Source organism: Chromobacterium sp. IRSSSOUMB001, from assembly GCF_023507765.1.
In the GTDB taxonomy this organism is placed as follows: Bacteria; Pseudomonadota; Gammaproteobacteria; order Burkholderiales; family Chromobacteriaceae; genus Chromobacterium; species Chromobacterium haemolyticum.
In genome coordinates this window covers 289092-306272 of record NZ_JALCYU010000003.1, presented here as the reverse complement: position 1 = coordinate 306272, position 17181 = coordinate 289092, and the positions used below count along the sequence as shown (strand labels likewise).

The 17181-nt window shown below is 63.7% G+C and carries 25 protein-coding genes; 1 reads left to right on the top strand and 24 read right to left on the bottom strand.

Annotation, left to right across the window (positions count from 1 at the left end; translation table 11 throughout):
• Positions 1-69: 69 nt before the first annotated feature.
• The 21 genes from MOV80_RS05750 to MOV80_RS05650 all read right to left on the bottom strand — a co-directional run bounded on the left by MOV80_RS05750 (position 70) and on the right by MOV80_RS05650 (position 15214).
• Positions 70-423: a DUF2069 domain-containing protein gene (locus MOV80_RS05750; protein ID WP_019104270.1), complete on the bottom strand. Its 354-nt coding sequence runs from the start codon at positions 421-423 to the stop codon at positions 70-72.
• Entirely contained in the window at positions 420-1160 is a 741-nt protein-coding gene (tatC, locus tag MOV80_RS05745) for a twin-arginine translocase subunit TatC (protein ID WP_043589550.1), read from the bottom strand. The genes MOV80_RS05750 and tatC overlap by 4 nt, the downstream gene beginning before the upstream one ends.
• A gap of 72 nt (positions 1161-1232) precedes the next feature.
• Positions 1233-1727: a Sec-independent protein translocase protein TatB gene (tatB, locus tag MOV80_RS05740; protein WP_019100360.1), complete on the bottom strand. Its 495-nt coding sequence runs from the start codon at positions 1725-1727 to the stop codon at positions 1233-1235.
• 14 nt (positions 1728-1741) lie between these two features.
• The gene (gene tatA, locus MOV80_RS05735; RefSeq protein WP_043589548.1) at positions 1742-1951 is read right to left on the bottom strand and encodes a Sec-independent protein translocase subunit TatA; all 210 of its coding nucleotides are present in this window, start codon (positions 1949-1951) and stop codon (positions 1742-1744) included.
• Between the two features lie 72 nt (positions 1952-2023).
• Positions 2024-2347, bottom strand: coding sequence for a histidine triad nucleotide-binding protein (locus MOV80_RS05730; RefSeq protein ID WP_019100820.1), 324 nt, complete (start codon positions 2345-2347; stop codon positions 2024-2026).
• A gap of 22 nt (positions 2348-2369) precedes the next feature.
• Positions 2370-2696 carry a phosphoribosyl-ATP diphosphatase gene (locus tag MOV80_RS05725; RefSeq protein WP_043589545.1) on the bottom strand — a complete coding sequence of 109 codons (327 nt, stop codon included), beginning with the start codon at positions 2694-2696 and terminating at the stop codon, positions 2370-2372.
• Positions 2697-2820: 124 nt separating this feature from the next.
• A complete protein-coding gene (hisI, locus tag MOV80_RS05720) occupies positions 2821-3213 on the bottom strand; it encodes a phosphoribosyl-AMP cyclohydrolase (RefSeq protein ID WP_019103913.1) in 393 nt (130 codons plus the stop codon).
• A gap of 200 nt (positions 3214-3413) precedes the next feature.
• Positions 3414-4178, bottom strand: a complete 765-nt coding sequence (hisF, locus tag MOV80_RS05715) for an imidazole glycerol phosphate synthase subunit HisF (RefSeq protein ID WP_019103912.1) — start codon at positions 4176-4178, stop codon at positions 3414-3416.
• Between the two features lie 168 nt (positions 4179-4346).
• Positions 4347-5087: a 1-(5-phosphoribosyl)-5-[(5-phosphoribosylamino)methylideneamino]imidazole-4-carboxamide isomerase gene (gene hisA, locus MOV80_RS05710; RefSeq protein WP_019103911.1), complete on the bottom strand. Its 741-nt coding sequence runs from the start codon at positions 5085-5087 to the stop codon at positions 4347-4349.
• A 20-nt stretch (positions 5088-5107) separates the two neighbouring features.
• A complete protein-coding gene (gene hisH / locus MOV80_RS05705; RefSeq protein ID WP_039756392.1) occupies positions 5108-5749 on the bottom strand; it encodes an imidazole glycerol phosphate synthase subunit HisH in 642 nt (213 codons plus the stop codon).
• An 83-nt stretch (positions 5750-5832) separates the two neighbouring features.
• On the bottom strand, positions 5833-6426 hold the full coding sequence (gene hisB / locus MOV80_RS05700; RefSeq protein WP_019103909.1) for an imidazoleglycerol-phosphate dehydratase HisB: 594 nt from the start codon (positions 6424-6426) through the stop codon (positions 5833-5835).
• Positions 6427-6429: 3 nt separating this feature from the next.
• On the bottom strand, positions 6430-7500 hold the full coding sequence (hisC, locus tag MOV80_RS05695; RefSeq protein WP_043589542.1) for a histidinol-phosphate transaminase: 1071 nt from the start codon (positions 7498-7500) through the stop codon (positions 6430-6432).
• Between the two features lie 99 nt (positions 7501-7599).
• A complete protein-coding gene (locus MOV80_RS05690) occupies positions 7600-8589 on the bottom strand; it encodes a hypothetical protein (RefSeq protein WP_019103907.1) in 990 nt (329 codons plus the stop codon).
• A 50-nt stretch (positions 8590-8639) separates the two neighbouring features.
• Positions 8640-9938, bottom strand: coding sequence for a histidinol dehydrogenase (hisD, locus tag MOV80_RS05685; RefSeq protein ID WP_019103906.1), 1299 nt, complete (start codon positions 9936-9938; stop codon positions 8640-8642).
• A 10-nt stretch (positions 9939-9948) separates the two neighbouring features.
• On the bottom strand, positions 9949-10590 hold the full coding sequence (gene hisG, locus MOV80_RS05680; RefSeq protein WP_043589540.1) for an ATP phosphoribosyltransferase: 642 nt from the start codon (positions 10588-10590) through the stop codon (positions 9949-9951).
• A 53-nt stretch (positions 10591-10643) separates the two neighbouring features.
• Positions 10644-11360 (bottom strand): flagellar brake protein, encoded by a 717-nt coding sequence (locus MOV80_RS05675; protein ID WP_232060440.1) that lies wholly within the window; start codon positions 11358-11360, stop codon positions 10644-10646.
• 93 nt (positions 11361-11453) lie between these two features.
• Positions 11454-12041 carry an SCO family protein gene (locus MOV80_RS05670; RefSeq protein WP_249604900.1) on the bottom strand — a complete coding sequence of 196 codons (588 nt, stop codon included), beginning with the start codon at positions 12039-12041 and terminating at the stop codon, positions 11454-11456.
• Positions 12041-12940 carry a heme o synthase gene (locus MOV80_RS05665; RefSeq protein ID WP_043636858.1) on the bottom strand — a complete coding sequence of 300 codons (900 nt, stop codon included), beginning with the start codon at positions 12938-12940 and terminating at the stop codon, positions 12041-12043. The genes MOV80_RS05670 and MOV80_RS05665 overlap by 1 nt, the downstream gene beginning before the upstream one ends.
• A 25-nt stretch (positions 12941-12965) precedes the next feature.
• Complete coding sequence (locus MOV80_RS05660; RefSeq protein ID WP_249604899.1) at positions 12966-13985, bottom strand: COX15/CtaA family protein; 1020 nt, start codon at positions 13983-13985, stop codon at positions 12966-12968.
• 73 nt (positions 13986-14058) lie between these two features.
• Entirely contained in the window at positions 14059-14601 is a 543-nt protein-coding gene (locus tag MOV80_RS05655; RefSeq protein WP_249604898.1) for a hypothetical protein, read from the bottom strand.
• Positions 14585-15214, bottom strand: coding sequence for an SURF1 family protein (locus tag MOV80_RS05650; RefSeq protein WP_233423290.1), 630 nt, complete (start codon positions 15212-15214; stop codon positions 14585-14587). The genes MOV80_RS05655 and MOV80_RS05650 overlap by 17 nt, the downstream gene beginning before the upstream one ends.
• Positions 15215-15305: 91 nt before the next feature.
• On the opposite strand from MOV80_RS05650, the gene MOV80_RS05645 reads away from it, so the two are divergent.
• Positions 15306-15503 carry a DUF2909 family protein gene (locus MOV80_RS05645; RefSeq protein ID WP_019102806.1) on the top strand — a complete coding sequence of 66 codons (198 nt, stop codon included), beginning with the start codon at positions 15306-15308 and terminating at the stop codon, positions 15501-15503.
• Between the two features lie 57 nt (positions 15504-15560).
• Here the strand turns inward: MOV80_RS05645 and MOV80_RS05640 are convergent, their stop codons facing one another.
• The 3 genes from MOV80_RS05640 to MOV80_RS05630 are packed head-to-tail and all read right to left on the bottom strand — an operon-like array spanning position 15561 to position 17173.
• Positions 15561-16424 carry a cytochrome c oxidase subunit 3 gene (locus MOV80_RS05640; protein WP_019102807.1) on the bottom strand — a complete coding sequence of 288 codons (864 nt, stop codon included), beginning with the start codon at positions 16422-16424 and terminating at the stop codon, positions 15561-15563.
• Positions 16425-16445: 21 nt separating this feature from the next.
• A complete protein-coding gene (locus tag MOV80_RS05635; protein ID WP_081554436.1) occupies positions 16446-16622 on the bottom strand; it encodes a DUF2970 domain-containing protein in 177 nt (58 codons plus the stop codon).
• Positions 16619-17173 (bottom strand): cytochrome c oxidase assembly protein, encoded by a 555-nt coding sequence (locus tag MOV80_RS05630; RefSeq protein ID WP_019102809.1) that lies wholly within the window; start codon positions 17171-17173, stop codon positions 16619-16621. Before MOV80_RS05630 ends, MOV80_RS05635 begins: the two co-directional genes overlap by 4 nt.
• Positions 17174-17181: the final 8 nt, after the last annotated feature.

Below are 17181 nucleotides of genomic sequence, written 5' to 3'. Positions count from 1 at the left end.
GCATGAGCGAAGGGCGCAAAAAAAGCCGTCAGCATGAGCTGACGGCTTCCTTTTCGCTTCGCGCGGAGTCTACTGCGGCTGACGCGACAACTTGAAGGTTCTGGCAAAGCCCAATACACAGACGAAGAATAGTCCGCTTAAGAAGATTTCGCCCCATGCAAGTTGCTGCGACAGGCCACGATCGGCCCAACCGCGCATCACGCCCTCGGTAAAGTAAGCCAGGATGAACATGCTGGCCCATTGATAGGTATAAAGGCGCTGACCCAGGATGCCGCGCAGCGGCAGCAGCAACACCGCCGCCTTGAGCGCCAGCAGCGAGCCGCCCGGACGCAGCGGCGCCAGCCACAGCTCCCAGGCCAGGCACAGCAGAATCAGCGCGATCAGCGACGCCGACGCGCCGTAATACCAGGCGTTTCGATTCATGAACCATCCTCCAGCAATGGGCGCTCCTTCTTGCGGCCCAGGAACACCGCCATCAAAATGCCCGCTTCGTACAGCAACCACAGCGGCACCGCCAAGAGGGTTTGCGACAGCACGTCCGGCGGCGTGACAACGGCGGCCACCACGAAGGCGCCGACGATGACATAAGGCCGGCCCTGACGCAGTTTTTCCACCGACACCACGCCCATGCGCACCAGCAGGATCACCACCACCGGCACCTCGAAGGTGACGCCGAAGGCCATGAACATGCCCAGCACGAAGGACAGGTATTTATCGATGTCGGTCATCATGCTGACCCCGACCGGCGTCACCGCCGACATGAAGCCGAACACCACGGGAAACACCAGGAAATAGGCGAAAGCCATGCCGATAAGGAAGAGCAGCAGGCTGGCCACCACCAAGGGCAGCACCAACCGTTTCTCATGGTGGTAGAGCCCGGGGGCGACAAAGGCCCAGATCTGATACAGGGTATTGGGCAGCGAGATCAGGAAAGCCACCAGCATGGTCACCTTGACCGGTACGAAGAACGGCGCGGTGACATCGGTGGCGATCATGTTCGCCCCCGCAGGCAGCGCGTCCAGCAATGGTTTGGCCAACAGGTGGTAGATATCCCCGGACCAATGGAACAGGCCGAGAAACACCAACGCGATGCCGAGCAGCGCCCGCACCAGACGGGTGCGCAACTCAAGCAGATGCGCGAGCAAGGGTTGTTCATTCATGCGCGGGATTTCCAATGGATTCAGGAACGGCCGAAGCGGGAACCAGCCCCGCCTGGCCGGGTGCGGCCGGCCTCAGCGTAGCGATGGCGGCTCCACCGGCTGGGGCGGCGACGGCGGCAAGTCGTCGAACAGATCCAGTTGGTTCTCGTCCTTGACCGGCGCCGTCTCGGCCTGCGCCGCTAGCTCGATCGGAAGAGGCTCCAGCAGATCCGGCTGCAGGCCGCCGTGGATGACATTGGCCGCCTCTTCCACCGGCGCGCGCGCCTCGTCCGCCAGCGCGCGCAGTTCGGCGCCGTTCTGCTCCATCGCCTCGCGCACGCCACGCACCTCGGAGTCGAGCTGGCCTTTGAACGACTGCGCGGCGTCCTCGATGTCCTGCCGCAATTCGTTCAGACCGGTCAAGTTGGCCTGCTGCTGGATATCGGCCTTCACCGTGGCCACAAAGCGCTGGGCGCGGCCCACCAACGCGCCCAAAGTGCGCGCCACCGTGGGCAAGCGCTCCGGCCCCAGCACCACCAGGGCCACCACGCCTATCAACAGGATTTCGCCAAAGCTGATTTCAAACACGCTTGAACCGCGCCTTATTTCTTGTCGGCGTCGCCGTCGATGATACGGCCGGTTTCGGCCGGCTTATCCTTGGCGGCCTTGTCGTTCTCGCCGTTCATGCCTTCCTTGAAGCCTTTAACGGCGCCGCCCAGATCCTCGCCGATATTGCGCAGTTTCTTGGTGCCGAACACCAGCACCACGATCAGCAATACCACCAGCCAGTGCCAGATGCTGAAAGAACCCATGATTCACTTCCTTATCAAATCGAATGAATGCGCGGAGGCCGCCCGGCCGTCCGCCCTGGCCGGATAGGCCAATCAGTTTTTGTGACCGAATACATGCACGTGCAGGTGAAACACTTCCTGCCCGCCGCCGCGGCCGGTGTTGATGCCGGTCTTGAAACCAGCCTCCAGACCCTGTTCGCGCGCCAATTTGGGCGCCAGCGTCAGCATCTTGCCCAGCACCGCCTCGTGCTCGGGACCGCAATGGGCCAGCGAGTCCACGTGTTGCTTGGGAATCAGCATGAAATGCACGGGAGCGATCGGACGAATGTCGTGGAAGGCCAGCACATCGTCGTCTTCGTAGATTTTATTGGCCGGAATCTGCCCGGCCACGATTTTGCAGAAGATGCAATCTGTCATTGTTGTCGGCTCTCGCTAAATCTTAAGGGGTGGGGGCGCGGGAAGCCTTTTCATCCAGGCCGGAAATACCCTCGCGCCGCTTCAACTCCATCAGCACGTCCTCGGGCCGCAGGCCATGATAGGTCAGCAACACCATGCTGTGGAACCACAGATCGGCCACCTCGCGCACCAAGTGCAGCTTGTCCTTGTCCTTGGAGGCCATCAGCGTCTCCGCCGCCTCCTCCGCCACTTTCTTCAAAATGGCGTCCTCGCCCTTGTGAAACAGGGACGCCACATAGGAAGACTGGGAACTGGCTTCGCGCCGCGCTTCCAGCGTGTCCGCGATGGTTTTCAGCACATCCTGGCTCATGTCGCTATTCCTTTACGCCGCAACCCCGGCAAGTATATGTCGTTCCGATGGCAAAACGATAACAATCGGCTTGCCGGCTGCCATTCTAACGGCCGGCCGCCGCGCGGCGTTGACCGCGCGCAAGTCAATCCTTGCGATAGATCGCATCCGGGTCCTTCAACACCGCGTCGACAACGACCCAATCCTGCCGCGCTGAGTCGAAACGTCGGTAGAAACAGCTTTCACGGCCAGTGTGGCAGGCAATGCCGCCAGCCTGCTCGATCTGCATCACCACCACGTCGCCGTCGCAATCCAGCCTCAGCTCCTTGACGGTTTGCAGATGGCCGGAGTCCTCACCCTTCTTCCACAGCTTGCCGCGCGAGCGGCTCCAGTAATGAGCAACGCCGGTTTCCGCGGTCAAGGCCAGGCTGTCGCGGTTCATCCATGCCACCATCAGCACCCGGCCGCTGGCGGCGTCCTGGGCAATGGCGGCCACCAGGCCCTTGTCGTCCCATTTGACTTCATCCAACCAATTCATGGCTCACCTTTGCGCCGCGCGCCTTGGCTATGAGTGGCGGCGCGGAAAATGATTCAGCGCGGCGTCCGCTTCGCTTCAAATTAAGACGCCGGCAAGTGGGTTTGTGTTCTAAAGCCCTGCGTCCAAGCGCGAGACAGGGCGTTGGCGCAAACAATGCGGAAGCATTCAGTTGCCGCGCGCGGCGGGCATGGAGCCGACTCTCACAGCCGCACCTCAATGCCGGCGTCCCGCATCGCCTGCTTGGCCTCCGCCACCGTGTGCTCGCCAAAATGGAAAATACTGGCGGCCAGCACCGCGTCGGCCTTGCCCAGCTTGACCCCGTCCACCAAGTGTTGCAGCGTCCCCACGCCGCCGGAGGCGATCACCGGGATATCCACCGCCTCCGACACCGCGCGCGTCAGCTCCAGATTAAAGCCTATCTTGGTGCCGTCGCGGTCCATGCTGGTCAGCAGGATTTCTCCCGCCCCTAGTTGCTGCATCTGACGCGCCCACGCCACCGCGTCAATGCCGGTGCGCGTGCGGCCGCCATGGGTGAACACCTCCCAGCGGTCGTTCTCCGGCGTCACCGCCTTGGCATCCACCGCCACCACCACGCACTGGCTGCCGAAACGGTCGGCCGCCTCGCTGACCAACTGCGGGCGGGTCACCGCCGCGGTGTTGATGCTGACCTTGTCCGCGCCGGCGCTGAGCAGGCGGCGGATGTCCGCCACCTCCCGCACCCCGCCGCCCACGGTCAAGGGGATGAACACCTGCTCCGCCACCGATTCAATCACGTGCAGGATGATGTCGCGCTGGTCCGAGCTGGCGGTGATGTCCAGAAAGGTCAACTCGTCCGCGCCCTGTTCGTTGTAGCGACGGGCGATTTCCACCGGGTCGCCGGCGTCGCGCAGGCCCAAGAAGTTGACGCCTTTGACGACGCGGCCGGCGGTCACGTCCAGACAGGGGATGATGCGTTTGGCAAGCATATGGGGTCCGGCAAACAGCCAACCGGCCCGGACAGTGAGTACGGGCCGGCAAGGCTTGATGAGTCGAGAAACAGGCTCTCAGAACCTGCTCATAGTCTGCTGCGCTTCAGCGGCATGGCGTTGAAAACGCCTGGTCTCGCTCTTGCTCGCGCGACTTTGAGCAGCCTCTCAGTCCGACAATTCGTCGGCCAGCGTCTGCGCGGCAGCGAAATCAATGCCGCCTTCGTAGATGGCGCGACCGGTGATCGCGCCTTCGATGCCCTCGTCCTCCACCGCGCACAGCGCGCGGATGTCGTCGAGATTGCTCAGACCGCCGGAAGCGATTACCGGGATGGTCAACGCCTGCGCCAGCTTGACGGTGGCGTCGATATTGACGCCGTTCATCATGCCGTCGCGGCCGATGTCGGTGTAGATCACCGAATTGACGCCGTAATCCTGGAAGCGCTTGGCCAGATCAACCACCTTGTGGTTGGTGATCTTGGCCCAGCCGTCTACCGCCACCATGCCGTCCTTGGCGTCCAGGCCGACGATGACCTGGCCCGGGAAGGCGTCGCAGGCATCATGCAGGAAGCCGGGGGTCTTGACCGCGGCTGTCCCTATGATCACGTAGGACAAACCCATGTCCAGATACTTCTCTATGGTGTCCAGGTCGCGGATGCCTCCGCCCAACTGCACCGGCAATTCATCGCCGACCTCGCCCAAGATGTCGCGGATCACCGCCAGATTCTTGGGCTTGCCGGCGAAGGCGCCGTTGAGGTCGACCAGATGCAGGCGGCGAGCGCCCTGATCGCGCCAATGGGCGGCGACTTGCACGGGGTCGTCGGAGAAAACGGTGGCATCGTCCATCACGCCCTGTTTCAGGCGTACGCATTGACCGTCTTTCAGGTCTATCGCGGGTATGAGCAGCATGGTGCTAAATCAAACGTGAGTTAAACACTGCCATCCCAGGCCAGGAAGTTCTTCATCATCTGAAGACCGGCCCGGTGGCTCTTTTCGGTGTGGAACTGGCTTGCGAAGATGTTCCCACGACCGACAATACAGGAAAACCGCTCGGGATATTCACTTTCCGCCAGCGTCAGGCCCGCATCGGCCGGCGCAAAGTGGTAACTATGCACAAAATAGAAACGCTCGCCGTCGGCGATGCCGGCGAACAAGGGGTGGACTGTTTTCTGGAACACCTGGTTCCACCCCATGTGCGGCACTTTCAAACGCTCGCCCTCGGCGTCGCGCAGCCCGGGGGCAAAGCGCGCCACCTTGCCGGGAAACAGGCCCAGGCCTTGGGTCGGCCCCTCCTCGCTTTCCTCGAACAATAGCTGGGCGCCGACACAGATGCCAAAAAACGGCTTGCTCTTGGTGCTTTCCCTTATCGCATCGGCCAAACCGTGTTGATTCAGTTCCCGCATGCAGTCCGGCATCGCGCCCTGCCCGGGAAAGATCACTTTGTCCGCCCTGAGCACAGTCTCCGGCTCGCTGGTGAGAAAGATATCCGCGCCGATGTCGTTGACCGCCTGCGCCGACTTGAGCACCGAATGCAGATTGCCCATGCCGTAATCCACTACTGCAACTTTAATCGCCATCCTACAAGCTCGCTTCGGGGTGTGGCGGCGCTCCGGCCAAATGCGGCCGGAGCCCTGAAAAAAACGGCACAGCCGACTTATGCGGTCAGCGTGCCCTTGGTGGACGGCGTCTGCCCGGCCATGCGCTCGTCCGCCTCACAGGCCATGCGCAGAGCGCGGCCGAAGGCCTTGAAGATGGTTTCGGCTTGATGATGGCTGTTGACGCCGCGCAGATTGTCTATGTGCAGCGTGACCATGCTGTGATTGACGAAGCCATGAAAGAATTCGGAAAACAGATCGACGTCGAACTGGCCGATGCTGGCGCGGGTGTATTCGACGTTGTACACCAAGCCCGGTCGGCCGGACAGATCGATCACCACTCGGCTCAGCGCCTCGTCCAAGGGCACGTAGGCGTGGCCATAGCGGCGGATGCCCTTCTTATCCCCGATCGCCTTGGCAAAAGCCTGGCCCAGAGTGATGCCGATGTCTTCCACCGTGTGATGGGCATCAATGTGCAGGTCGCCGTGGGCGACCACCTCCAGATCGATCAAGCCGTGGCGAGCGATCTGGTCCATCATGTGGTCGAGAAAGGGCACGCCGGTTTCAAAGCGGCCGGCCCCGACGCCGTCCAGGTTCAGGCTGACGGTAATCTGGGTTTCCAGGGTATTGCGGGTAACGGTTGCGGTTCTCATGACTTAGGCGAAGTAAGCGTCCAGGGCCGCCAGCATGGCGTCGTTTTCCTGCGGCGTGCCCACGGTCAGACGCAGGCATCGCTCCAGCAGCGGATGGCTGCCGTGCAGTTGCTTGATCAGGATGCCGCTGGCCTTGAAATGCTGGTACAAGGCCGGCGCGTCCGGCACCCGGATGGTGATGAAATTGGCTTCAGACGGGAAGGCTTCTACGGCGGCGTAGCGCGCTAGCCCCGCCGCCAGCCGGCCGCGTTCCTCGCACAGCTCCGCGGCCTGACGGTTGAACACCTCGAGATAGCGCAGCGAGAAGCGTGCGGCGGCCTGGGTCAGCACATTGATGTTGTACGGAGGGCGCACCTTGTCCAGCTCGCGGATCCAGGCGGCGGGGCCGGCGGCGTAGCCCAGCCGGATGCCGGCCAGGCCCAGCTTGGACAGCGTGCGCATCACGATCAGATTATCGCGCAGGCCGGCCAGGTTCATGAAGCTGTCGCTGGCGAAAGCCTGGTAGGCTTCGTCCACCACCACCAGGCCGGGCGCGGCCTCGCAGATCGCCTCCACCTCGGCGCGGGCAAAGCGCGGGCCGGTCGGATTATTGGGGTAGGACACGAATACCACCGCCGGCTGGTGCTCGGCGATGGCCGCCAGCGTCGCCGGCAGATCCAGGCTGAAATCGGAACGCAGCGGCACGCCTATGTAGTCGAGGCCGGAGAACAGCGCGTTCATCTTGTACATCACGAACGAGGGCTCCAGCGCCAGCAACTTGGCGCCGGGACGGGCCAACGTCTGCGCCACCAGGGTGATCAGTTCGTCTGAGCCGTTGCCCAGCAACACATCGGCCGGCTCGGGTATCGAAAACGCCTGCTTCAGCTGGGCTTTCAGGGTGCCGCCGGACGGGTCCGGATAACGGTTGACGGCGACGTCGGCCAGCGTCCGCGCCAGTTCTTGACGCAGCTCGACCGGCAGCGGCCACGGATTCTCCATGGCGTCCAGTTTGATGTAGCCGTCGGCGGAGGCTACCGGATAGGCGCTGATGGCGGCGATCTCATCGCGCACCAGTTGTCGGACGGACTTTTTCATGACTTCGCAATCGGCCTCGCGGCCAACAAAAGCCCCGCGGACGGAGCCGTGTTATCGGAAACGGCGAAAAGCTATAGTAGCGTGTTCATTCGCTTTCAGCTACTCGACCCAGTTGGCCCGTTCCCGCAGCCGCGCCGGCAGCTCGACGCGGTCGCGCGCCATCCCTTCGCGGCTGAAAACATAACGGCCTTCCGACGGCGTCACCGGGAACAAACTGGCCACCGATTGGCCTTGGAACAGCACCTGTTCGGCCAACTTGGCCGCCTCTCGGCCCTGCTCGTAGCCGGACAGCACCAAGCCGCCCGCGGCCTTGTCCTTGCCCACGGCGAAGTCCCAAAACGCAAACAGCGGCAGCTTGGCGTGGGCGGCGGTCCAACGCAGCGCTTCATCGCCGGGCACTACCTTGCCTCCGGCGTCGCGCAGGGTGAAGTAGAGACCCACCCAGATCGCCTGGTAGCGGCCGGCTGCGCTCAGCACTCGCCGCTGCCACTCGGCGTAGGAGCCGGTCAAGACCAGGTCGACATGGATATTGGCCAACAACATGGTGTCGCGGCCGACGAAGGTCTCATCGCGGATGATGCGCGAGGTCAGATCGTCGTCGAACAGCACCAGGGCGTTGCGCAAGCCTTTGACGGTTTTGCCCAATTCGAAGACGCTGCGCAGGATCAAGGGCCGCTCCAGCACGCCGCTGACGCCCGTCGCCGCGCCCGGGAAGTAATTGCGCGGGTTGTTGTTGATGCCTAGATAGATCACCGGCACGCCTTGCTGAGCCAGCTTGCTGCCCACTCTCTGCAACGCGGCGTCGTCGCCGACGATGACAAGGTCCGGCTTTATTTTAGCCGCCATGGCCAGCGCCTCGTCGGCGCGCGCCTGGTGCTGGGCCGGCGGCAGGCGCTTGGTGTCCATCGCGTAGTAGCTCAATTGCGCGCGCTTGCCCAAGCGCTCCTGCAGCGCGCGGCGGTAATCCTGATCCCAGGGGTAGTCGCTGTGATAGCTCTCCACCACCAGCACCCGCGGCTGAGCCCAAGCCGCCGCGGACAAGAAAAAGGCCAGACAGAGTCCGGCCATGATGCGTAGCAGCCCAGCCATCGCCTTCTCCGGTTACCTATCCAGATTAAGCGATGACGCGGCGTTTTGCTCTAAGCGTTTGCGTCCAAACGCAGTTCCGCGGCTCGCGCGTGCGCGCTCAGGCCCTCGCCGTGAGCCAACAGGCTGGCAACCTGGCCCAGCGCCCGAGCGCCGGCCTGGGACACCCGGATCAGGCTGCTGCGCTTCTGGAAATCGTACACCCCCAGCGGACTGGCGAAACGCGCAGTGCGGCTGGTGGGCAGCACGTGATTAGGGCCGGCGCAATAATCACCCAGGCTTTCCGAAGTGAAACGACCCATGAAGATGGCGCCGGCGTGGCGAATCCGAGGCAACAACTCGTCCGGATTGGCCACCGACAGCTCCAGATGCTCGGGCGCGATGTAGTTGGCGATCTCGCAGGCTTGCGCCAAGTCGCTGACCTGAATCAGCGCGCCGCGGTTGCTCAGGCTGGCCTCGATGATTGCGCGGCGCGACATCTGCGGCAGCAACCTGGCGACGCTGGCCTCGACTTGAGCGATGTATTCCGCCGACGGGCACAGCAGGATGGCCTGGGCGATTTCATCGTGCTCGGCCTGACTGAACAAGTCCATCGCCACCCAGTCCGGCGGAGTGTCGCCATCGCAGATCACCAGAATCTCGGACGGGCCGGCCACCATGTCGATGCCCACCACGCCGAATACCCGGCGCTTGGCCGCGGCGACGTAAGCATTGCCCGGGCCGGTGATCTTGTCGACCTGAGGCACGGTTTCCGTGCCGTAGGCTAGCGCGGCCACCGCCTGCGCGCCGCCACAGGTGAACACCTTGTCGACGCCGGCGATATAGGCTGCCGCCAACACCAGATCGTTGCGCTCGCCGTCCGGCGTCGGCACCACCATGATGATTTCGCCCACGCCGGCCACCTTGGCCGGCAGCGCGTTCATCAGCACCGAGCTGGGATAGGCGGCCTTGCCGCCCGGCACGTAGATGCCGACGCGGTCCAGCGGCGTCACTTGCTGCCCCAACAGGGTGCCGTCCTCGTCCTGATAGCTCCAGGAATGCGCCAGCTGCTTCTCATGATAGCGGCGCACCCGCTCCGCGGCGGTGCTGAGCGCATGGCGCACTGGATCGCTCAGCCGCTGGAAGGCGGCCTCCAGTTGCTCTCGCGACAGCGTCAGATCGGCCATGGAGGCGGCGCGCATGCGATCGAAGCGGTTGGTGTACTCGATCACCGCGGCGTCGCCGCGCGCTTTGACGTCGTCGCAGATGGCGGCGACGGCGGCGTCGACGGCCGGGTCTTGCGCGGTTTCAAAAGCCAGCAGCGCTTGCAAGCGGTCGGTGAAATCGGCTTGGGAAGAAGACAGTTTCAGCATGGAGCGGACCTCAGGCCGGCACGGCGCCGGCGAATGCGTCCAGCACCGGCTGGATCACGTCGTGTTTAAGCTTGAGCGCGGCCTGGTTGACCACCAGCCGCGAACTGATGTCGACGATGTGCTCGACCGCGATCAGATTGTTGGCGCGCAATGTCCCACCGGTGGAGACCAGGTCGACGATGGCGTCGGCCAAGCCGACCAGCGGCGCCAGCTCCATCGAGCCGTAGAGCTTGATGATGTCCACGTGCACGCCTTTGCGGGCGAAGTGCTCGCGCGCGATCTGCGGATACTTGGTGGCGATCTTCAGCCTCGCGCCGCGACGCACCGCGGCCTCGTAATCGAACCCGTTTTGCACCGCCACCATCATATTGCACTTGGCGATATTCAAATCCAGCGGCTGATACAGGCCGGCGCCGCCGTGCTCGATCAGCACGTCACGGCCGGCGATGCCCAGATCGGCCGCGCCGTACTGGACGTAGGTCGGGACGTCGGACGCGCGCACGATCACCAGCCGCACCCCCGGATGGTTAGTGCCGATAATCAGTTTGCGCGAGGCTTCAGGGTCCTCCGCCGGCAAAATGCCGGCGGCGGCCAGCAAAGGCAGAGTTTCTTCAAAGATGCGCCCTTTGGACAGGGCAATAGTCAGCTTCATGATGTATTGCGGCAAGGATAACGAAATCGAAGTTAAGGCGGAGCGACGCGGGCTCAGCCCACCAGAGCGCGGCGTTCGCGCTCCAGTAGGCCGACGTAGCGCTGGATCAACGTCTCCATCGCCGGCGTCAGCCCCAGATAGGAACAGCCTATGCGTACGGCTTCGTTGCCATTGCGCAATTTAGCGGCCAGCCGGTGGCGGACTTCCAACCCGATATGCAGCGCGCCCAGCGGTTTCAAATCCAGCGTGCAGCGCTGGTATTGCTGGCCGATGTCGAAGCCGGGCGTTCCCGGCTGCGGCAGCCACATGCTGACGCCGCCCAGGCTGACGTCGAACAAGGCCAGGTCGACGGGCTTGTGCGGATAATCGGCCACATGGCACATCACTGGGCTGGCCACCGGGGTCTGGATGCGGAAGAACTCGCGGCGCTGCAGCTTGATCACCTGCCCGGGCAGATCCGCCTGGAAGGCCGGCTGGCCCTCCCACTCGACGCGCCGCACTTGGCCGGTGACAAATTGGGTCTTGACGCCCTCCGGCGAGCAGACAAAGACATTGCGCTCACTGGCCAGTAAATGCTCATTGGTCTCCGGGTCCGCGCCCCAGTCGAACACCAGCGTGCCCGCCTTGTGATCCACTTCCAAGAAGCGGGTCAGGATGAAGGTTTTACCCTTGTTGGAAAACACCGTCACCATGTGGCCGTTCTTGGCGATGCCGGCCAGGTGATGGGCGATCTCCACCGACGTGGACAGCGTGTATTTGGCGAGATCCAACGATGGCTGCGAGCCGGATGTTGCGCCAGCGTTATGGTCGTTGCTCACTTTGATCCGACTTTCATGTCTGCGTCAGTTTCCGATACGCCAAGTTTAGCGTAACAACTGTCCAATATCATGAGCCAAGCTCGCCGACGGCGTCCCATAGGCTTCAAACACCCGCAAACGGCCCTGTTTATCCAACAGATAGGAGCCGGCGCTGTGGTCCACGCTATAGCCGCCGCCCGGCTGGCTCACGCGCTGGGCGACGATCTTGTACTGGTTCTTGATCTGTTCGACCTCGCCGGCGGTGCCGGTCAGGCCGATGAAGCCGCGGTTGAAGTGCGGCACGTAGCCGGCCAGCACCTGCGGCGTGTCGCGCTCGGGATCGATGCTGACGAACAGCACCTGCACCTGTCCGGCCTTATCGCCCAGTTGCTTCACCGCGGCCGCGTATTCCAGCATGGTGGTCGGGCAGACATCCGGGCAATGGGTGTAGCCGAAGAACAGCGCCACCACTTTGCCTTGGTATTGAGACAGGCTGCGGCGCTGGCCTTGATGGTCGGTCAAGGTGAAATCGCCGCCTATCGATGCTCCGGCGACATCGGTGCCTTTCAAATCCAGCTTGGGTTCATTCGGCGTGCACGCGGCCAGCCACAACGGCAGCAACAGCCAGCCGGCTAGTTTTATCAATTTGCGCATCAGGAAACGGGTATCAGCCAGTAGTGGTCTATCAGCAGGGCCGCGAACAGCCAAGTCAGATACCAGATCGACCAGGCAAAGGCGCGGCGGGCCAGAGCGTCAGCATACTGGCGATGCAAGCGCACGGCAAGGAAGAGCAAACGCGCGTCCAACGCCAGCGCCGCCAGCAGATAGAGCCAGCCGGCCGCGCCCATCGCCACCGGCAGCAGGGTGATGGCCGACAACAGCAAGGCGTACAGCAAGATGGACAGCGTGGTGAAACGCTGGCCGTGAGTCACCGGCAGCATCGGCAGCCCGGCGCGGGCGTAATCGTCGCGGCGATACAAGGCCAACGCCCAGAAATGTGGCGGCGTCCAAGCGTAGATGATCAGGAACAACACTAACGCGAACGCGTGCACCTCCCCGGTCATCGCCGCCCAGCCCAGCACCGGCGGCATCGCGCCGCTGGCGCCGCCGATCACGATGTTCTGCGGCGTATTGGGCTTGAGCAGCAAGGTGTAGACGATAGCGTAGCCAACGAAAGTGGCCAGCGTCAGCCAGGCGGTCAAAGCGTTGACCAGTCCAGCCAGCAAGGCCATGCCGATGCCGCCGGCGGTCAGAGCGATGACCAAGGTCTCGCCAGCGCCGGCCTCGCCGCGCGCGGTGGCCCGCCAGGCGGTGCGGCGCATATTGGCGTCCACCGTGCGCTCCACCAGACAGTTGATCATCGCCGCCGCGCCGGCCACCAGCGCGATGCCGGCGGTGGCCGGCAACAAACGCGCCGGATCCGGCCAGCCCGGCCCAGCCAGGAACATGCCGATCACCGCGCAGAACACGATCAGCCCCACTACCCGGGGTTTGGCCAATTGCATCAAGGCGACCGCGTGCTGGCGTGCCTGCTGAAGCTCCGCTGCGTTCATGTTTTTCCCCTTCAGGATGCGGCGCTCAAACCCACTCGCGATGATTTTTCGAAAGACTCGGCAAAGGCCCGGCCGCGGCCCGCGGCTGAACGGCTCGCGCCGGGCGCAAACGCAACGCCAGCAAGCTGGATGCCAGCAGCAAACCGGCTGCGCCGGCGTTGTGCGACACCGCCGCCGGCAAGGGCAGCGCCAGCAACACGTTGGCGACGCCCAAGGCGAGCTGGCAGCCCAGCAAGGCCAGCAGACAGGCAAGATGGCCGCGCAGCGCCGGCTGTCGCCAGCCAGCGCGCGCCGTCGCCAGGCACAAGGCGGTCACCAACGCGGCCCCGAGCCGGTGTAGCCAATGCACCGCCACCAGATTGCCCACCGCCAGCGGGCTACCGTCCGGTGCCTCGCCCAATGCCCGGAACAGATGGAAAGCGTGCTCAAAACGCATCTGCGGCCACCATTCTCCATTGCAGGCGGGGAAGCCCTGACAGGCCAGAGCGGCGTAGTTGGTGGATACCCAGCCGCCCAGCGCCACTTGCAGCACCACAGCCAGGACCAAGCCGCGCGCCAACCAGTTCAGCGCTGCCGGCGCCTCCACCGGCCGCAGCCGCGGGGACAGCGCCAGCCAGGCCAACAGCAGCAGCACCGACATGCCGCCAAGTAAATGCAGGGTGACGATGGCCGGTTTGAGCAGCAGGGTCACCGTCCACATGCCCAACAAGCCTTGGGCCGCCACCACCGCCAGCAACGCGCCGGCCGCGCGGCGATGCCGCCGCGCACGCCAGGCTTGCCAGGCGACGGCGACAATCAACGCGCCAAGCGCGCCGGCCAGATAGCGGTGACTCATTTCCTTCCAGGCTTTACCCAGACTGACCGGCCCATCCGGGCTCTGGACATGTTGCCGCTGGATGCTCTCCGCCGCGTGGTGCGGGGATATCTGGCCGTAACAACCCGGCCAATCCGGACAGCCGAGCCCGGCGTCGGACAAGCGCACATAGGCGCCGAAAGGCACGACCACGCATGCCAGGATGAATGCCAGCCAGATCAGTCGCCTCATGCTGCGCTCCCCTTGTCGAGCGGCCAACAAACTGAGAAAGCCGCGGGCCGTGGCGGCCAGCGGCTAAATGGACTCAACCGATGCCGTTATTGGTTTTCAGCACGCGGCCTATTTCCTGGATCACCTTCTTGGGGTCAGCGGCGTCGGGATAAAACAGCACCTGGTTGCCCAGCGGGTCCACCAAGTAGTAGCCGCCGTCGTCAACGCCGGTCTGCGCGGACTGCACGATGTGAGTGGCGTCCACCTCCTCATGCGTGGCCTCCTCTTGCCAGCCCAGCCGGGTCAGACGGCCGGCGGCCTCCCCCTGAGCCCGCTGAATCTGGCGCATCGCGAAAAAGCGCTGCTGACAGCGCGTCTGGCAGCCCGGCTCTATCCTAGCGGCCAGCACCCACTTGCCGCGCGGCCATCCTTGCGCGCCGATCAAAGCGAATGGACGCGTCGGCAGCAGTTGGCCGTAGCTCTTGCCGCCCTCGGGAGGCATCAGCCGGTAAGCGGCCCATGAGGCGAGCACCGGCGCCAGGCAGATGGCCGCCATCAGCAGCAGCTTGAACCGGCCGCGGCGGCGGGACGGCTCGGCGGGCGACGCCTGCTGGGACAGCTCATCGACGCGGCTCATGGGAACGTCTCCTCAACGTATGCAAGGACAGCAGCAAGAGCAGGCCCAACAGTAGCCATTGCGCCGCATAGGCGTAATGGCGTTCCGGCATGAATTCCGGCAGGACCGGCCAATGCCGGAACGGATCCGGCGAATGCTCCAGCACCACCACGCCCTGATGCCAATGGCCGGGATAACGCTGACGCAGCGCGGCCATGTCGATGGCGTCGACGCGGCCCTCAACGCCGGCCACCGCGCCTGGTAGCACAAAGTGCCGCGGCAAGGGCATCCAATGCCCGCGCAAGGTCAGCGCTTGCGGATCGACGGCGGGCAACGCTACGCCGTCGGCCAGCCAGCCCAGATCCACCAGGGCCATCGCGCCGTCCTCCAACCGCCACGGCTGCAGCATGCGTCGGCCCTTGACCTCGCCCAGGTAGCTGTTTTCCAGTTGCAAAACAGGCCCGGCGGGATGCGCGCCCGGCAAGGCCACCCGGCTGAACTCCGGCTGAGGGCGGGCCTCCCGATAGATCAGGCTGACCGGCGGCACGCCGATGGCGCTGGTCAACGAGCGCAGCAGTTCGGTTTTTTCCTGCGCGCGCTGCCACTGCCAGGCCGCCAGAAAGAAAGGCAACACCGCCATAGCCAATAAACACAGCCAAACCAGCCGTTTGCCGCTAGACTTCAAAGCTGAAGATCGACGGCCCAATCGACCGGGAGATTCCGCAATGAAACTTGTCATTCTGTTCTTGCTCGCCTGCATCGTGCTTGCCCTGTTCTGGGGCCTGACCGGCCTGCTGAAGTCCGATCAAGGCTCTCAACGTCTGGTTCGCTCCCTCACTTTGCGCATCGGCCTGTCCATCGGCCTGTTTCTGCTGCTGCTACTGGGCGCGCTGTTCGGCTGGTGGCGCCCACATCAAGCTTAGCCGAGCCGCCCGTCCACGTCCCCACGCGGTCCCTGACCTTTGGTCTGGCCGCGCGGCTCACAACCAGTAGACGAAGACGAACAGCAGCAACCACACCACGTCGACGAAGTGCCAGTACCAGGCCGCCGCTTCGAAGGCGAAGTGGTGCTGGCCATCGAAATGTCCGCGCATCACCCTCAGCCACACCACCGCCAAAATAATAGTGCCCAGCAGGACGTGCATGCCGTGAAAACCGGTCAGCATGAAGAAGGTCATGCCGTAAGCGCCAGAAGCCAGGCTCAGGTTCAACTCGCTCATCGCGTGGCCGTATTCATACATCTGCAGACACAGGAACAAGGTCCCCAGCAGCACGGTCAACAGCAGGCCCAGCTTCAATTGGGCGCGCCGGCCTTGCAGCAACGCCCAATGCGCCCAGGTCACCATCGCGCCGGAGCTGAGCAGGATCAAAGTATTCAGCGCCGGCAGTCCCCAGGCGCCCATCGCCTGGTAGGGCTTGGTAATGCCCGGCCCGGTGAGCAAGGGCCAGGACGGTTCGAAATCCGGGTACAAGATCTTGTAGTCCATCTCGCCCAAGGTAGGCACCGACACCACCCGCACCCAGTACAAGGCGCCGAAGAAGGCGCCGAAGAACATCACCTCGGAGAAGATGAACCAACCCATGCCCCAGCGGAAGGACATGTCCTCCTTGCCCTGGTAATCGCCGTGCCGGCTTTCTCGAATCACGTCGCCGAACCAGCCGAACAACATATAAATCAGGATCAGCGCGCCCACGCCCAGCGACAGTTTGCCCAAGGGCTGGCCGTTGACGGCAAAGGCCGCGCCCAGTCCCAAGCAGAACAGCGCCACCGCGCCCACCGCCGGCCAGCGCGATGGCTGCGGCACGAAGTAATGCGTCTGTTCCCGTTCGTTCGCTGTCGTCATTGCATGCTCCCTGCAACCTGATTAGGACGTGGCCAGCCGCACCACCAATAGCAACACTCCAATAAACGTGGCCGCCAGAAACAGCGCGGTCAGTATCAACTGCAACGGCGACAGCTTGCTGTCCTCGCGCGCGTCCGCTTTGCGGCGCACGCCGAAAAAGGCGGACAACACCGCCTGCACTCCTTGCCACGCTCTCATGAGCCCACTCCCGTATTGCCCGGCACGTCAAACACGGTATAGGCCAGCGTGATGCTGTCTATTGAGGCCGGCAAACGCTTGTCGACAACGAACACCACTGGAAAGCGTCTGGTTTCCCCCGGCGCGAAAGCCTGCTGACGGAAACAGAAGCACTCCAGCTTCTTGACGTACTCGCCGGCGGCGGCGGGCAGATAACGCGGAATCGCCTGCCCCACCACCCGCTGGCCGCTGGCGTTGGTGATTTCGTACTCCACCTGCACAAACTGGCCGGGCTTCACCTTGAGCCGGGTTTGCAGCGGCCGCACCTGCCACGGCAGGCCGGCCTGGACCGTGGCGTCGAAAGTCATCTCCACCTCGTGGGCCGACGCGCCGCCGCTCGCCGCATCATCCAGGCTGTCCGCCTTGACCACATCGTTAAGACCCGTGACTTCGCACACGACCTTGTACAGCGGGATCAACCCCCAGGCGAAAACGAACATCAGCAAGGCCACCACCGCCAGCTTCTTCATCAGTTGGCGATTGCTGCGTCCCTGCTTGGCGGCGGCTTCCATGGCATCGT

Excerpts from the sequence above, each read along its gene's own strand:
- MOV80_RS05750 (WP_019104270.1), bottom strand. The coding sequence starts at position 423 with ATGAATCGAAACGCCTGGTATTACGGCGCGTCGGCGTCGCTGATCGCG.
- tatC (WP_043589550.1), bottom strand. The coding sequence starts at position 1,160 with ATGAATGAACAACCCTTGCTCGCGCATCTGCTTGAGTTGCGCACCCGT.
- tatA (WP_043589548.1), bottom strand. The coding sequence starts at position 1,951 with ATGGGTTCTTTCAGCATCTGGCACTGGCTGGTGGTATTGCTGATCGTG.
- MOV80_RS05730 (WP_019100820.1), bottom strand. The coding sequence starts at position 2,347 with ATGACAGATTGCATCTTCTGCAAAATCGTGGCCGGGCAGATTCCGGCC.
- MOV80_RS05725 (WP_043589545.1), bottom strand. The coding sequence starts at position 2,696 with ATGAGCCAGGATGTGCTGAAAACCATCGCGGACACGCTGGAAGCGCGG.
- hisI (WP_019103913.1), bottom strand. The coding sequence starts at position 3,213 with ATGAATTGGTTGGATGAAGTCAAATGGGACGACAAGGGCCTGGTGGCC.
- hisF (WP_019103912.1), bottom strand. The coding sequence starts at position 4,178 with ATGCTTGCCAAACGCATCATCCCCTGTCTGGACGTGACCGCCGGCCGC.
- hisA (WP_019103911.1), bottom strand. The coding sequence starts at position 5,087 with ATGCTGCTCATACCCGCGATAGACCTGAAAGACGGTCAATGCGTACGC.
- hisB (WP_019103909.1), bottom strand. The coding sequence starts at position 6,426 with ATGAGAACCGCAACCGTTACCCGCAATACCCTGGAAACCCAGATTACC.
- hisC (WP_043589542.1), bottom strand. The coding sequence starts at position 7,500 with ATGAAAAAGTCCGTCCGACAACTGGTGCGCGATGAGATCGCCGCCATC.
- MOV80_RS05690 (WP_019103907.1), bottom strand. The coding sequence starts at position 8,589 with ATGGCTGGGCTGCTACGCATCATGGCCGGACTCTGTCTGGCCTTTTTC.
- hisD (WP_019103906.1), bottom strand. The coding sequence starts at position 9,938 with ATGCTGAAACTGTCTTCTTCCCAAGCCGATTTCACCGACCGCTTGCAA.
- hisG (WP_043589540.1), bottom strand. The coding sequence starts at position 10,590 with ATGAAGCTGACTATTGCCCTGTCCAAAGGGCGCATCTTTGAAGAAACT.
- MOV80_RS05670 (WP_249604900.1), bottom strand. The coding sequence starts at position 12,041 with ATGCGCAAATTGATAAAACTAGCCGGCTGGCTGTTGCTGCCGTTGTGG.
- MOV80_RS05665 (WP_043636858.1), bottom strand. The coding sequence starts at position 12,940 with ATGAACGCAGCGGAGCTTCAGCAGGCACGCCAGCACGCGGTCGCCTTG.
- MOV80_RS05660 (WP_249604899.1), bottom strand. The coding sequence starts at position 13,985 with ATGAGGCGACTGATCTGGCTGGCATTCATCCTGGCATGCGTGGTCGTG.
- MOV80_RS05655 (WP_249604898.1), bottom strand. The coding sequence starts at position 14,601 with ATGAGCCGCGTCGATGAGCTGTCCCAGCAGGCGTCGCCCGCCGAGCCG.
- MOV80_RS05645 (WP_019102806.1), top strand. The coding sequence starts at position 15,306 with ATGAAACTTGTCATTCTGTTCTTGCTCGCCTGCATCGTGCTTGCCCTG.
- MOV80_RS05640 (WP_019102807.1), bottom strand. The coding sequence starts at position 16,424 with ATGACGACAGCGAACGAACGGGAACAGACGCATTACTTCGTGCCGCAG.
- MOV80_RS05635 (WP_081554436.1), bottom strand. The coding sequence starts at position 16,622 with ATGAGAGCGTGGCAAGGAGTGCAGGCGGTGTTGTCCGCCTTTTTCGGC.
- MOV80_RS05630 (WP_019102809.1), bottom strand. The coding sequence starts at position 17,173 with ATGGAAGCCGCCGCCAAGCAGGGACGCAGCAATCGCCAACTGATGAAG.